This window comes from Paenibacillus sp. SRL342 (genome assembly GCF_984798905.1).
Genome location: NZ_OZ481790.1, coordinates 5,089,953 through 5,102,980, shown reverse-complemented (window position 1 = coordinate 5,102,980; position 13,028 = coordinate 5,089,953). Strand labels below are relative to the sequence as shown.

Here is a 13,028-nt window from a genome sequence, read left to right as displayed (position 1 = left end):
TTGAATCATAAAATCTAATAGAAGGTATGATTGGAAAAACACCTAACGAGGGGCTCATGATCTTGCACCTCCTCCGCAAAAGTATTTCCCAGATTTTAATTCGGATGACACTATCTTATAATTTAACTAATATAATTAAATTTTAGGAGGGCAGCTAGTTGAATCAGATATTTGAAGATGCCAGAACCATTATAAGAAACATTAATTGGGAGAATGAAGAACCTAACAAACCTTCACATGGAATATTATTATATGAGTTTTTAAGGAGAGGTTCTCATTTTTATGATTTTATAGATCAAGAACCTAACAAGAGACTTGCAGTGTTTAGTGCAGCAGATATCTGTGATATAAAGTTGCCAATTGAAATATATGGATACTGTGATGAATTAAACGAAATTAAGGATGAGTGGTTAGTCAAATCAGTTTGTAAAAGCTATTTGGAATGGGCATATTTATCTGGTGAAAACGAGTCGATAGCACTTGAATTCCAAGGACTCTATACTCCAATTATAAAGTTGTTTAGTAGAGGCGGGAGGATAAGATACCATAATGGAGAGTTAACCTATGGAAGGGCTGCACGTTCTCGAATTGTTTTTGTAGAAATGAGCACGGTTGAACCAATGGATATTAGTGAAAATAGTCTGGATAAACTGGACAAAAATTGGGATGAGAAAATAAAGTAATCGTAAAGTGGTTTTAGAAGACTAATCAGTTCAAAAGTTATTATTTTTTGGAGTAGGTCCGGGATACGCGATAAGACAGTATATAAGTGGGATCGGAAAAAGAAATGTAAACAAAGTAGATATAGGCATAAATAAAACAGATCGATCCTGGTCAAAGAGCCAATGGTGTCGATCTGTTTTGTAATAGATTTTTATAAATTACGAAAAAGTGTACAGGGAGGTGCTGATTTAACAGGTAAACAAAGAAAACTGATTAGAAATAAAGCTGCGGAATTAAAGCTTATACCAAAAATTGAAGTGAAAGAAAGTAGAAGGTATTTGTTTCGGCTTTGCTGATTTCGAGGGGGCTGGTGTATTAGTGCACACAGATTACCTTCCAAAAGATTTGTGGAAAAAAGGTGACACAGAGCAGTTTCACTGGCTGAATAAAATTTACCGGAAGACATAATGAAATCGGTTAACGATGGACCTTATACATGGCATCACAGAAGTACCGGGGAAAATGCAATTAGTTCCCTTTGGTATACACAACATTACTACTCATAATGGTGGTAGATCAACCGGAATATGGGCAGATGCACCGAGATAAGGGAGGAAAAAAATTGTGGGAACGAGAGCAAAATCTATTATCTATCCATTACCAACTGATCAGGTATTGTCAAAAGAAGAAGGTTTTTGGAGGGTAGTATTGCCTTCAGACTATAAAGAATTTGTTAAGATAAACAACAGAGGCATTCCAGAAAGATGTTATTTTAGTTGTAATAGTCATAATTACTTAATTACTAGATTTTTGTGCATTCTTGAAGATCCAACCGACAATGGATTTGGAATATTTGATATTGATGCCACAAAATCTCAACTTGATGAGAGATTAATTGATGATGAGGACTTAATAGGAGTTTCCTTGTTACCAGTAGCTGTTCTATTTTCTGGTGACTTTATATGCTTAGATTTTCGTGAATCTAGAAATTCTCCTAATGTTTGTGTCTGGGATCACGCAAATTCTGGTGAATTCGATCCAGTGAGTTATTTTTTGGCGGAAAGTTTTTAAAGATTTTTTGGCATTGTTAACTTAATAAACAAAACAATATACTTAGGCCTGTTAATGTTACACAAATATTTACAACAGATCGTACAATACAACCAGCAGATAGAACACTAAACGATTCAAACAGGAAATGTTTTAAGAGCTAAAGGAGGTATAAAGAAGTATGCCATCTATTCCGAATTTCGTTTTTGAGAAAGAAATACCTATAAGCATTATCGAGAAATACAGATCGAGAATTCCTGTTGAACTAATTGAAGTATGGAAGGAATATGGACTGGGTAGTCTTTCCAATGGATATCTGAAAATTATTAATCCTGATCAGTATTTAGAATTATTACAAGATACCTACAGTCGAGCAAAATTAGCAATTCCTCTATTTACAACAGCAATGGGAGATATATTGATTTGGGAAGATGGATACTTAATGGCGCTTAACTTCAGAAAGCATGAAGTAAATGTTATAGGGAAAAATTTTAAGTACTTTTTTGGGGACATAAGTGATGAATATTTTTTGAATAAAGCTCTTGACTGGTCTCCCTATCTTGAAGCGTTTGAAAAATATGGAGAGCCTGCTGACGATGAATGTTTTGGCTATGTGCCTCTTTTAGGATTAGGTGGAGCAGAGAAAGTTGAGAATTTAAAAAAAGTTAAATTTATTGAGCATATATATATAATCAATCATTTTATGGGACCAATGGAATGAAAATAAAAAATGGAGACCGATATAAATGTTTAAAAGTATGGATTATTTTCTATAAGGGGCATCTATAGGAGGTATATAAAAGCTAATTGGAGAGTAAGCAATGGGAATAATTTGGGAACGTACGGTTGGAGATATTAGTGAAGATATAATTAATAAGGTTGAAAAAAAATATGGTATACAATTTCCTGATGACTATAGAGAATGTGTTAAAAACTATAATGGTGGGCATCCTGTACCAAATATATTTTCCTATGATGATGGAGGAGAGGGAGTTTTTGACCATTTACTAAGCTTTACAAGTGAGCCTAATATTGTTTTAGTTTATGAATTTATAAGTGATTTCATGCCAAAAGAGATATTTCCATTTGGAACAGATCCTTTTGGCAATCAGCTTTGCTTTGATTACCGAAAAAGTAAAAATTCACCTTCAGTTGTTTTTCTTAACAATGAAGAATTTGGTGAGGACTCCATTACTGAGGTATGTAACAGTTTTTCTGAGCTCTTAGAAACATTACATGAGGCCAGCGATGAATATTATTGACTTTCTTAATAGGTGGGTGGATAAGTATGAATATAGATGAAAATATTATTAAAAGTTCATATCCTCCTGTAAGTCTTCAGGAGATTGAGATAGTCGAGAAGAAGTATAATATGATTTTCCCTGATGATTATAAGAAATTTTTAATGTTAAAGAATGGTGGAAAAACTGGTACTAGAAGGAGATTTACTACAAATGATGACCAAAAAGAAGGTGAAATAGAGTCTTCTATTTTGATGTTTTTTCCTTTGTCTAATAATTTAAATAATAATTCAGAACAAAAGTATCGTCTGTACACAGAAGCAAATATTTTATCGAGAATTTATTATCCAATAGGTGAGACACCGAGGAATAATTTAGTTTGTATTGTAGTAGAAGGACCTAATAAAGGGAGTGTGTATCATTTCGATATGGATTATGACAATTATATTGAAAAGAAACTTCCTCTAGAGGAAGAACATATCAGACTGATCACAGAAAGTTTCACTGACCTTTTGGATAGTTTATTTGTTTCTCAGACGTAGGAATAATCGTGAATAATTTCAAAAATTAGAAGTTAAAATTATAAGGCCTATTTCATCAGTATTATTCAGGTGGAATGGGTCTTTTTGTGAGAAAAGATTTCTAAATAAAATGAATGAACCTAATGCACCGACAACGCCGAAAAATAGCACCAAATCGAATACGAAACCAGAAAAAAATGAAACGCCGAATGAAGTGAATACGTGGAAGCCATCTCCATCTAAAAAAAAGGCGAAGGTAAACGGCAAGTCGATGCGAAACCGTCTAAATCATCCGAACCGAAGAAACCAAAGGTAGAATAGGATACAAACAATCCGAAGGAAAATACGGAAGGCACTGAGGAGACGGGTAAAGGTAAGAAGTTAAAACTGTCGGATTTGACATAAGAAGTAATGGAAACGAAGCCAATAATTTCCTGTCCCTAAAAATTGTAGGATAAAGGTGGACATATTTCAATTGATGGGAATGGAACATGGACATATACTAACAAAAATGGAATATCGGTTAGTTATCCTAATGGGTGTCCTGACTTTTCAGCATTTTACCATCTAACTATTAAACCAGCTATTAAACCAGCAGTAACAATAGAAATTACTATTCCTAAAAACCCTCAGGCGGACTCCAAGAAGGCGAACTTAGAAGCAGGACTAAATAAGGATTCTGATCCACCAGTTACTGAACTAAATCAACCTCCAACTGGGTACACTTGGCATCATCATGAAGATGGAAAGACAATGGTTCTTGTTCAGAAGGATATCCATAGGGACTTTAGACATATAGGTGGTCAGTCTACAGTTAACGGAAAAAATGATTATAAAGGAGAATTACCATGGCAACGATTTATAACACAAATAAAAAAATTAAATTAAAAAATATTGAGGAATTTGAAGCAAAATATGCTTTCTTACTTCCGGTTCAATATCGCGATTTTTTGCTTGAGTATAACGGTGGTAATGTAAAGCCAAATGTTTTCGAAATTTCAGATGATGAAGGAGAGACTGCTCTCAACACACTTTATGGGCTAGATATCAATGAATCCTACGATGAGTTATCAAGTGTGTTTGACTCATTATATGGCGAAATCCCAAACGAATTTATATCTATAGGTGATGATTCTGGAGGAAATCAAATTTGTCTGGGAACTAGCGAAGAGTATGCGGGGAAAATATATATTTTCCTTCATGATATAGAACCTACTGAGAAGATGAGCAATATGTTTCTTATATCTGATTCTTTTGATAGCTTTTTAGATAGTTTATATGAAGTTTAATCTTTAGAAAATGACGGATGCAGAAATGCTAATTTCAACTTGAATTATAAGTCGAAATTGGCTTTTTTATTTGTCTGATCCCTGATCTTTCACCAGTAGCTAAAGCAGAAGTTCAAATTGAGTATATGTTAGGTGGAAAAGGCACATACGGAGGAGCAGCGAGAAGAGCTAATTTTGCTCAATCAGATCAAAGGTTAGCTGAACAACTTAATAATTCTCCTGAAATAGCACGCCAATTTGGTATGGAGTCTGGTAAAATTACTGCTAAAGATATAAAGATTTATCGAGATGGAAATAAACTAACATGGCACGAATTAAATGATGTTAAAACAATGCAGCTAGTACCTACAGAGATGAATAGTACTTTTGGGCATCTTGGAGGTGTGGGAGAAATGAATGCAGGAGCGTTTGAACCTGGGGGATTTCTAATAAACAATAAAGAGGGGAGTACACAATGATAAAGAATGATCCTGTTTTTGGAGTGCTCGAATATAACTATGGTTGGACTAGGAAGACTATGTTTCAATTATTCGGAGGAGAACTTGAAATTACATTGATGATTGATGGAGATGAAGATGGAAGATTTGATGAAAAACAATATTCGGCATATCAATCATTGATACAAGATTGGAAACAAGTGCAATTTAACTTATTACAACCTATTTTGGATTATTACATACAAAAAAGAAGTGAATTGGGTTATGATGTTGCGTTTAATGAGAATTATCCATTAGTTGAAACAACAACTCAACTGATGAAGATGATTACTTTAGAGGGGATTGTTGTTCCGTATGGAGACATTAATGAAGAACGTGACATTGGAGTTCTTTTTAGTTGTACATGGGATTCAGAGAATGGTTTAGGGTTGCGTTTATTAGATGAAGAAATAGCTGATGTAGGATACCAAGATGTTGCAATTTGATACCAGGCTAATTAAATCGTATAGCACAACCATATCCAACGAACCCAACATTAAATGATTCAAACATTTGATTAACATTCAAAAGCTCTTTCTTACTTAATTTATGAGTTAGAGAGCTTTTTGCGTGTCGAAAATAACTAATGGTTGCTTGGTGGGGTGGTAGCTTCATTTTGAACGGGGAGACCAACGTACGAGCAGGTCTATTGCAACAGAAGGGTAGCAACAAACCTGTTCATGTAGCGAATCTGCCACCAGAGCTAGAGCCACTGTTCATGGCGATTGAGGAGTACGAAGCGGTTTTCCCGACGGTTAAAGTGAAGAAATTAAAAGGTTTGAAATCTCCGATATGAAGTGTAGTATTGCATGAAGATATATTACCAAGGAACTTTTGAAGGCAACAGAGGTTGTACAATTCAAGTGGCTGAACGCTAGATTACCAAATAAAGTACAACCAGAAGAACAATTTGTCACCATAATGAGGAAAGCGGATTGATGCAACTTGTACCTTTTGGTATTCATAATATTGCAAAGCATAATGGAGGAAGAACAAAGGGACATTGAGCAGACGCCCCAAGACATTAATTTGAGAGGTGAAATATGTTAAAAATAAAAAATAACAGTATAATTTATCCGCTTCCAGGTAGTAATTTAATTAAGCGTGTAGAAGAGAATTTTGAAATCGAGTTTCCTAAAGATTTTATAGATTTTATATCGGAAAGCAATGGATCTATTCCAATAACTAGATTTTTTGAATTTAAATCGAATAGATATGTGGTTGATCGTTTTCTTTGTTTATTGGACAAGCCAAGCGAGCATGATAAAGGTATGTATGATATCAAGGTTGTTTTCAGTCAATTGGATGAAAGGATACTCTCTGATGGAGATATGACAGGTGCTGAATTAGTACCAATTGCAGCTCTATTTGCAGGAGATTTTGTTTGTCTAGACTATACTGAAAGTAAAGTCGATCCAGTTGTTTGTATATGGTATAATGAGGAGTCAGATGAGTATGACCCAGTTACAGAAAAAATTGCAGATAATGTTAATCGTTTCTTGATATGCTAGAAGAATAGGTTCTTCCTATAATGCAATCATATGAGAAAAATTAAAAGGCTTACTCCTACTCGAACAATGAGTCAGGAGTGAGTTTTTTATAGTTTGATGAAATGGCTATAGTTGTTACATCTGTTACCTAAAGGTGTGCTTGTTTGAGCTGGGAGTTCACCCCTATACAGGAGAGCCTGTTTCAGATTCCTATGCCAAAATGATGACGACAACACTCAAATGGAATCGAGTTATTTTGAGTTTCCAAATGGTAGAAAGAGCATCATATCCAGTTTTATACTAATGGTGTGTACGAAAGGAAGTTGTTGTTAGGGGATTCTGATCTTCCTGGTTAAAGTCCATGTGGTGGGGCATGTGTTAAAAGATGAGAATGGGAAGTGAAGCATATGAGAATGGATGTTAATACGATTGTTGTTCCATTACCAGGAGATGATTTATTAGATGCAGTTGAGCGAAGTTTCAGAGTTTCATTCCCTGAATCTTATAGGCACTTTATTAAGGAACATAACGGAGCTGTACCAATCACAAATATGTTTAGTATGAATCAGCAAGAATACATAATAGAAAAATTTCTATGTATATTGGATGACAGTGAGTCTGATCCTATTAATGGATGGTATGATATTGAAGTTACTATTACGCAAATAGGTGATAGATTAACTGATAATGAAGATTTAGTGGGAATGAATGTAGTTCCTATTGCAGCGCTTTTTTCAGGAGATTTTATTTGTTTGGATTTTAGAGAAACAGAAGAGCCTACTGTAGTTATTTGGTTTCATGAAGAGTCAGAGGAGTTTTCTCCTGTGACACAAAAAGTCGCGACCAATATATTAGAATTTTTTGAATTGCTGAGTAAATAAAGTTCTCCTAGTTCATGTTAACGAATGCCCCAATTGTCAGTATCTTGTAGAGAAATTAGGGGTGCGTTTTGAACGTGAATTGTAAAACTTAAAGAAGATCTGTGGAAATATTTGAGTTGAGCGATGTGAGTGGAGAATTAACAGAAGATAGAAGAGAGATCTGTCTAATGAGAGATGACAAAAATCAGTAAGGAAGTGACCTGATGGAATTTGAATATCATGTAACCATGCGTGATCTGAAGCAGAACGAGAAAGAGACCTTTATCAACATCTGTAATCAAGAGAACGTGAAGCCCGTGTTGATCGTCTTGGACAAAGGTGAATATATTAATCAGCCAATGATTACAGGCATTGTACATAGCACGAATTACGAAGAAGTGAAGAATGTTATTGAAGAAGTTGGGGCGAAGTTTCGGGATAACGGATTCACAGTTGTTCGGACGAAGGTGGAAATTCCGGCTAAGGAAGAAACGTATTTTGATCAGCCGATGCTGGCACAGTCCAAGCCTTATTTCGAATGGCACGGAAAGGTATATGTGGATGATGTGGCCGTATTGAAGCAACTGTGCGCGGATTCGGGCGGACATATCTCACGGAACTCACTTAATGCAGATGGCAAAGTGAGATTCGTAACGGTCCGTGAATATGAGAGTGCAGAACATTTTTATCGTAGAGTGGGAGAGATCCATACCATTTTGCATACGAACAAGATCGAACTGTTAAAACAGCAATATGAACTGTGCATCTATGACAGCCGGGAAGAACTGGATCGTGGATGGATCTAATTGGATGTTGAGTACGATGAATGGAGGAGGAGAACGAGTGTCAGAAAAAAACATAAAAATGCACCTCCTAAATGAGGATGAGAGATTCATTGTTGTGTTAGAAGCTCTATTAAAACGCGCTTCTCTAGTGAATAGTCCATTTGTATTAAAAGGAAGCTTATTAACAAGACAGTATTTGGAGAATCCCAATATTCGTTATGTGGATGACATCGACTTTCTGTATACAGGTCGAATTGAGAATGAGGATCAGGCCAATGCAGTATTTACAGACTGGATGATCCGGGTAACGGAGATGGACCTGAATGACGGTATCATATTCCGAAGCTTTCGGGAGAATGCCTTCTGGAGAAGAATAGACTACGCGATGGCGGATGATTTTCCTACGGTGAACACGGAGCTTGCCTTTTATATTGATAGTGAACCAAGGAATGAAAATGAGTATGAGGATGAACTGCATCTTGATATATCTTTTAACCTCGACTTGGATGAGAAGCCTGTTACTCTATCCTACCAACCCATGGTTGGTGAAGCTTTTGTCGTTCCTTACACTGTACCACTCTCCATCCAAATTGCATGGAAGCTGCATCAAACGATAGTGAGGCCCAGGTTTAAAGACTTGTATGATTTGCAGCATCTGTTGTCTAACCCGTTATACGATCAGCAGGCGCTCAAGGAGACAATGCAGACCCTGGCCAACGAGTGCAGCATGGACCCAGCTATTACGAGAGAGGATATGAAAAAGATACTGGTTGACGATCTGCATGATGTATTTTCGAGGTTAAATTACGATTATGACTTGCAGTATTATGCCGGAAGCCGTAGTCCTGAAGTGTATTTTATGGAATTTGTATCGGAGCTGCGCCAAACGATGAATCACGTTGGTATTAACAGTGACGCATATGAACATTTACCAAGTTGCCCCACGCATACATAAAGATCTTCATGCACTGAAGAAGCAGACCTAAAAGCTTTCTGTAAGAAAACTGCTTCGGGAGCATTCACTTCGCCTTTATTCGTAGATGAATTTGAAACGAACACCCCAACTCCGATACAATGTTCTCATAGAGTCTGAGAGAATGGATCAAATACGGTGCAGAAATGGAGAAAACCAATATGACTGATTTTATCAACGCTGACGATATTAATGACGTAATTCTGGCTGCGGCAGCAAACGAGCTGGAGCAGATGGTGGACAAAATGTGTGAGCTGATTGGCACGCCTTTGGAACAGACAACAGAACTGGAGCGTCAGGTCATGGCTGCTTTTGGTTTTGGCGCGGTGTATGGCATCACTCATCGGGATCAGCTAGCGGAGCCGCAGGCCCATGCCTTGAGCATTCGGATGCTCATTAAACCGTTTAATTACAGTGAACAGCAGGCGGTTGATTTTGCCGATGATCTGATTCGGGTGGCTTCCGATCGTGAGGTTCATCCGGTGATGAATACGATTATCCAACGTGGGATTGATGGACACCGCCAATTCAACCAGGAAAACGATGAAGGATTGGAACGTAACATTCAGGAGATTTTAACAGCGGTTCAATCGCAAAAATAGACGGTTTTAATAGATGTGGGAGATGATTGCATTGGATCTGATGAAATTAAGCAAGGAACTCTCATACGCTCTGCGACATGCACCATGGGAGTATGAACTGGAACTGGACGAAGAGGGTTGGGTGGAAATCTCGCAATTGCTGGTGGCTTTACATGAAAGTCCGCAGTGGAAGGAAGTCACGCAAGCCGATTTGGAGCAGATGATTCAAGCCTCGGAGAAAAAGAGACATGAAATCCGTTCAGGCCGCATCCGGGCATTGTATGGACATTCGACACCCCATAAGATATCAAAGATATCTGCTGAGCCACCGGAAACCCTGTACCATGGGACCCCGGCACGCGCAGTGCATTCTATTATGGAACATGGCTTACAGCCGCGGCAAAGGCAATATGTACATCTGTCCGCAGATATCGATACGGCCAATCAGGTGGGACGAAGACGGGATGATCAGCCTGTCATTTTGAAAATCAATGCTGCTCAAGCGGCCACAGACGGAATCCTTTTTTATCATGGAAACGAAAATATCTGGCTGGCCGATCATATTCCCGCACGTTATATTCTTGAGCAATGAGTGATGAACGGTTGTGGAAAGCATAAACACCTATCTTGAATTACAGCAGTCGCAATCAACGGGGAGTGTACAGTCATCCGTTCAACGTGTATATCATTGTATTGATCTTTAACTACACCAAAAAGGGACGCATCCAACATTTGTTGGTGTGTCCCTTTCTCATATCCAAAACTTACTTGCCTACAATTAATTTAATACCTTCGCTAAGTGGTTGAGCCGGACGGCCAAGCAATTTCTCTAAAGTATCACTTTCTACAGCCAATGCGCCTTCACGGATGGCACTTTGCATATCAACAAGCATCGATACGACAAAGTCCGGTAGACCTGCGCCTTTCATGATTTCAGCGTAAGCGGCATCGTCCACGTTCTGCACGTTGATTTCTTGTCCAAGCACTTCACCAACAATGGCAGCCAGTTCAGCTTGCGTGCGTAGCTTGCCGGACAATTCATACACAGTATTCTCATGTCCTTCTCCTGCGAGTACAGCTGCTGCAGCATGGGCGTAGTCACTGCGGGTAGCCCAGCCTACTTGGCTGTTGTTGGTGGCATGAACCCAAGGCGCACCTTGCGTAGCTGCTTGCACACTGCCTGCTTCATTTTCCAGGTACCAGTTGTTACGCAGGAAGGAATACGGAATGCCGGATTCACGAATAGCTTTTTCTGTAGCGCGGTGAACTTCCGCCAGGGAAAGGGTATTTTTCTCTGCATTCACAACGCTTGTATAAGCGATGAAACCCACGCCTGCTTTCTTGGCGGCGTCAATGGCAGCCTGATGTTGGCGAATTCGCGTTTCATTGTCACCATCAGTCGAGATGAGCAACAGACGGTCTACACCGGCAAAAGCTTTCTCTAACGTCTCCGGTTGATCGAAATCACCGTGACGCACGTCAACGCCTTGAGTGCGGAGTGCTTCCGCTTTCTCTGGATTACGTACACTTACTGCCACATCCTTGGCAGAATTTTTTAACAATGCCTCTACAACCAGTGAACCCAATTGACCTGTTGCGCCAGTAACCAAAATTTTCATTTTCTTTTCCTCCTATGATATGTGTTGTTGGTTGCATATGGATGTAATCAAATATGTTATAACAGGTGTGATTACAACGAAAGGGTTAAAAAAAGCTCATGATGAGCTTTTTTATTCAGAGACATGAATCTGATCCATCATCTGCTGTATGGTTACACGATTCAAGCGCTGTTCCATGGCTGTCTGAGCCTCAATGAGTTCGGCACGCAAGGTGTGTTCAATCATGTTGCCGACCGGACATTTCGGATTCGGATGTTTGTGAAAGTTAAACAATTCCCCATCCTCCACCACCTCAAGCGCTCGATATACATCAAGAAGGGTAATCTCAGCCGGATCTTTCAACAAGGAAGCACCGCCCACACCGGGTCTGACGTCAATCAGACCAGCCTGTTTCAGCTTGGACATAATCCGCCGAATAATCACGGGATTAGTATTCACACTCTGCGCGATCACATCTCCGGTACATTCATTGGGCATAACAGCGATCAGGGACAGGGTATGAACCGCAATGGAAAAGCGACTGCTGATTTGTCTCATGCGATAATCACCACCGTTGTAACTATAATAGTTACAAAGAGATCGAATGTCAATTCTTTTATATCATAGGTTAATTGATCGTTGCTGTTATCCTGTAATCGTAGATGATCAAACAGATGATAATTGAACTATCACCCATGTCAAATAAATGAGTTGTGGTTCTTTTGAAGCGTTAAAAAAGAAGTAGAATTCAAACCTTTTAATGTAATAATAGGGCTAAATTCCTATTATTTTCAAGTTAAATGGAACTATATGGTTTTCTTGTTTGCGTACAGTAGAAGAAAAATGACAAAAGCTTCGACAAAATAGAAAATTATGTATGAATTGACAAATGTAAAAGCGATTATATAATGTGTGTATCTACAAGATTGTACATTTAGTTACAAATGATTCCAAATAACAAACGGCGGGAGTGGGACAGGCATGTGGTTTTTGGTTCTATGGTTGTTAGGTCTAATTTCAGGGGGAGTACACCTATATGTGTTAGGTTTTCCCGGAGAAATGAGCGAGATTAGCAGAGTATTGCTGCTTCATCAGTTTGTGGTTACGTTTGGATTGGTTGGAGTGATTGGTTATGTTGTCAACATTGCCAGAGCGGATCAGACAGCCAAAATGTTAGGATGGCCTGGTGGACCATTTCAGGTTAAATACGGTTTTTCCCAGGTAGGGCTTGGAGTTATGGGGATTATGGCCATCTGGTTCCAGGGGAACTTTTGGGTTGGTGTATTGGTAACGATGTACATATACGGGTTAAGTGGTCTTTGGTCACATACTTATGTCATGATTAAAAATCGCAAGGCAGATGGAGACAGTATCGGGAATCTCATTATGGATGTGGTGTATCAAACGTTTATCACGGTTCTCTCCGTATTGGCCGGCGGAATCTGGGTAATGCACTAAGCTGTAACTGATTTTTTGCCTTACACAGCTTGAATCTCAATTA

General features: G+C 38.4%; 20 protein-coding genes and 1 pseudogene. 19 read left to right on the top strand and 2 right to left on the bottom strand.

What is annotated here, in order from left to right; all coding sequences use genetic code 11:
* Positions 1-158 precede the first annotated feature (158 nt).
* The 18 genes and pseudogenes from AC4E8D_RS22485 to AC4E8D_RS22400 all read left to right on the top strand — a co-directional run bounded on the left by AC4E8D_RS22485 (position 159) and on the right by AC4E8D_RS22400 (position 10,521).
* Positions 159-683 carry a hypothetical protein gene (locus tag AC4E8D_RS22485; RefSeq protein WP_221821894.1) on the top strand — a complete coding sequence of 175 codons (525 nt, stop codon included), beginning with the start codon at positions 159-161 and terminating at the stop codon, positions 681-683.
* A gap of 463 nt (positions 684-1,146) precedes the next feature.
* A complete protein-coding gene (locus AC4E8D_RS22480) occupies positions 1,147-1,272 on the top strand; it encodes an HNH endonuclease (protein WP_339283613.1) in 126 nt (41 codons plus the stop codon).
* 15 nt (positions 1,273-1,287) lie between these two features.
* The gene (locus AC4E8D_RS22475) at positions 1,288-1,734 is read left to right on the top strand and encodes an SMI1/KNR4 family protein (protein WP_221821896.1); all 447 of its coding nucleotides are present in this window, start codon (positions 1,288-1,290) and stop codon (positions 1,732-1,734) included.
* A gap of 160 nt (positions 1,735-1,894) precedes the next feature.
* Positions 1,895-2,434: a T6SS immunity protein Tdi1 domain-containing protein gene (locus AC4E8D_RS22470; RefSeq protein ID WP_221821897.1), complete on the top strand. Its 540-nt coding sequence runs from the start codon at positions 1,895-1,897 to the stop codon at positions 2,432-2,434.
* Between the two features lie 100 nt (positions 2,435-2,534).
* On the top strand, positions 2,535-2,975 hold the full coding sequence (locus AC4E8D_RS22465) for an SMI1/KNR4 family protein (RefSeq protein ID WP_253502147.1): 441 nt from the start codon (positions 2,535-2,537) through the stop codon (positions 2,973-2,975).
* A 26-nt stretch (positions 2,976-3,001) separates the two neighbouring features.
* Complete coding sequence (locus AC4E8D_RS22460; protein WP_221821899.1) at positions 3,002-3,496, top strand: SMI1/KNR4 family protein; 495 nt, start codon at positions 3,002-3,004, stop codon at positions 3,494-3,496.
* A 447-nt stretch (positions 3,497-3,943) separates the two neighbouring features.
* Positions 3,944-4,363 (top strand): HNH endonuclease, encoded by a 420-nt coding sequence (locus AC4E8D_RS22455; RefSeq protein WP_339308748.1) that lies wholly within the window; start codon positions 3,944-3,946, stop codon positions 4,361-4,363.
* Positions 4,324-4,764 carry an SMI1/KNR4 family protein gene (locus AC4E8D_RS22450; protein ID WP_221821900.1) on the top strand — a complete coding sequence of 147 codons (441 nt, stop codon included), beginning with the start codon at positions 4,324-4,326 and terminating at the stop codon, positions 4,762-4,764. The genes AC4E8D_RS22455 and AC4E8D_RS22450 overlap by 40 nt, the downstream gene beginning before the upstream one ends.
* A gap of 77 nt (positions 4,765-4,841) precedes the next feature.
* Positions 4,842-5,222, top strand: a pseudogene (locus AC4E8D_RS22445) (HNH endonuclease); the annotation flags it as partial.
* On the top strand, positions 5,219-5,686 hold the full coding sequence (locus tag AC4E8D_RS22440) for a DUF6985 domain-containing protein (RefSeq protein ID WP_133385600.1): 468 nt from the start codon (positions 5,219-5,221) through the stop codon (positions 5,684-5,686). The pseudogene AC4E8D_RS22445 and the gene AC4E8D_RS22440, both read left to right, overlap by 4 nt.
* Before the next feature lie 140 nt (positions 5,687-5,826).
* Entirely contained in the window at positions 5,827-6,036 is a 210-nt protein-coding gene (locus AC4E8D_RS22435; RefSeq protein WP_221821901.1) for a hypothetical protein, read from the top strand.
* A 112-nt stretch (positions 6,037-6,148) separates the two neighbouring features.
* On the top strand, positions 6,149-6,247 hold the full coding sequence (locus AC4E8D_RS22430) for an HNH endonuclease (protein WP_397376266.1): 99 nt from the start codon (positions 6,149-6,151) through the stop codon (positions 6,245-6,247).
* A 36-nt stretch (positions 6,248-6,283) separates the two neighbouring features.
* Positions 6,284-6,751 carry an SMI1/KNR4 family protein gene (locus AC4E8D_RS22425; RefSeq protein ID WP_490205225.1) on the top strand — a complete coding sequence of 156 codons (468 nt, stop codon included), beginning with the start codon at positions 6,284-6,286 and terminating at the stop codon, positions 6,749-6,751.
* Positions 6,752-7,137: 386 nt separating this feature from the next.
* The gene (locus tag AC4E8D_RS22420; RefSeq protein ID WP_100528557.1) at positions 7,138-7,611 is read left to right on the top strand and encodes an SMI1/KNR4 family protein; all 474 of its coding nucleotides are present in this window, start codon (positions 7,138-7,140) and stop codon (positions 7,609-7,611) included.
* Between the two features lie 203 nt (positions 7,612-7,814).
* Positions 7,815-8,396: a hypothetical protein gene (locus AC4E8D_RS22415; RefSeq protein WP_221821904.1), complete on the top strand. Its 582-nt coding sequence runs from the start codon at positions 7,815-7,817 to the stop codon at positions 8,394-8,396.
* Positions 8,397-8,433: 37 nt separating this feature from the next.
* Positions 8,434-9,330, top strand: coding sequence for a nucleotidyl transferase AbiEii/AbiGii toxin family protein (locus AC4E8D_RS22410; protein ID WP_313771467.1), 897 nt, complete (start codon positions 8,434-8,436; stop codon positions 9,328-9,330).
* Between the two features lie 179 nt (positions 9,331-9,509).
* Entirely contained in the window at positions 9,510-9,950 is a 441-nt protein-coding gene (gene imm48 / locus AC4E8D_RS22405) for an Imm48 family immunity protein (RefSeq protein ID WP_221822061.1), read from the top strand.
* 31 nt (positions 9,951-9,981) lie between these two features.
* A complete protein-coding gene (locus AC4E8D_RS22400) occupies positions 9,982-10,521 on the top strand; it encodes an RNA 2'-phosphotransferase (protein ID WP_076214213.1) in 540 nt (179 codons plus the stop codon).
* 172 nt (positions 10,522-10,693) lie between these two features.
* Here AC4E8D_RS22400 and AC4E8D_RS22395 read toward each other — a convergent pair whose 3' ends face one another.
* Both AC4E8D_RS22395 and AC4E8D_RS22390 read right to left on the bottom strand, forming a co-directional pair.
* A complete protein-coding gene (locus AC4E8D_RS22395) occupies positions 10,694-11,548 on the bottom strand; it encodes an SDR family oxidoreductase (RefSeq protein ID WP_221821908.1) in 855 nt (284 codons plus the stop codon).
* 111 nt (positions 11,549-11,659) lie between these two features.
* The gene (locus AC4E8D_RS22390; protein WP_150364426.1) at positions 11,660-12,085 is read right to left on the bottom strand and encodes an Rrf2 family transcriptional regulator; all 426 of its coding nucleotides are present in this window, start codon (positions 12,083-12,085) and stop codon (positions 11,660-11,662) included.
* A gap of 423 nt (positions 12,086-12,508) precedes the next feature.
* On the opposite strand from AC4E8D_RS22390, the gene AC4E8D_RS22385 reads away from it, so the two are divergent.
* Positions 12,509-12,985, top strand: coding sequence for a DUF6790 family protein (locus tag AC4E8D_RS22385; protein ID WP_026080959.1), 477 nt, complete (start codon positions 12,509-12,511; stop codon positions 12,983-12,985).
* Positions 12,986-13,028: the final 43 nt, after the last annotated feature.

Coding starts and splice junctions, on each gene's coding strand:
- AC4E8D_RS22420 (WP_100528557.1), top strand. CDS start 7,138: ATGAGAATGGATGTTAATACGATTGTTGTTCCATTACCAGGAGATGAT.
- AC4E8D_RS22470 (WP_221821897.1), top strand. CDS start 1,895: ATGCCATCTATTCCGAATTTCGTTTTTGAGAAAGAAATACCTATAAGC.
- AC4E8D_RS22385 (WP_026080959.1), top strand. CDS start 12,509: ATGTGGTTTTTGGTTCTATGGTTGTTAGGTCTAATTTCAGGGGGAGTA.
- AC4E8D_RS22395 (WP_221821908.1), bottom strand. CDS start 11,548: ATGAAAATTTTGGTTACTGGCGCAACAGGTCAATTGGGTTCACTGGTT.
- AC4E8D_RS22435 (WP_221821901.1), top strand. CDS start 5,827: ATGGTTGCTTGGTGGGGTGGTAGCTTCATTTTGAACGGGGAGACCAAC.
- AC4E8D_RS22415 (WP_221821904.1), top strand. CDS start 7,815: ATGGAATTTGAATATCATGTAACCATGCGTGATCTGAAGCAGAACGAG.
- AC4E8D_RS22440 (WP_133385600.1), top strand. CDS start 5,219: ATGATAAAGAATGATCCTGTTTTTGGAGTGCTCGAATATAACTATGGT.
- AC4E8D_RS22425 (WP_490205225.1), top strand. CDS start 6,284: ATGTTAAAAATAAAAAATAACAGTATAATTTATCCGCTTCCAGGTAGT.
- AC4E8D_RS22460 (WP_221821899.1), top strand. CDS start 3,002: ATGAATATAGATGAAAATATTATTAAAAGTTCATATCCTCCTGTAAGT.
- imm48 (WP_221822061.1), top strand. CDS start 9,510: ATGACTGATTTTATCAACGCTGACGATATTAATGACGTAATTCTGGCT.
- AC4E8D_RS22390 (WP_150364426.1), bottom strand. CDS start 12,085: ATGAGACAAATCAGCAGTCGCTTTTCCATTGCGGTTCATACCCTGTCC.
- AC4E8D_RS22450 (WP_221821900.1), top strand. CDS start 4,324: ATGGCAACGATTTATAACACAAATAAAAAAATTAAATTAAAAAATATT.
- AC4E8D_RS22465 (WP_253502147.1), top strand. CDS start 2,535: ATGGGAATAATTTGGGAACGTACGGTTGGAGATATTAGTGAAGATATA.
- AC4E8D_RS22480 (WP_339283613.1), top strand. CDS start 1,147: ATGGACCTTATACATGGCATCACAGAAGTACCGGGGAAAATGCAATTA.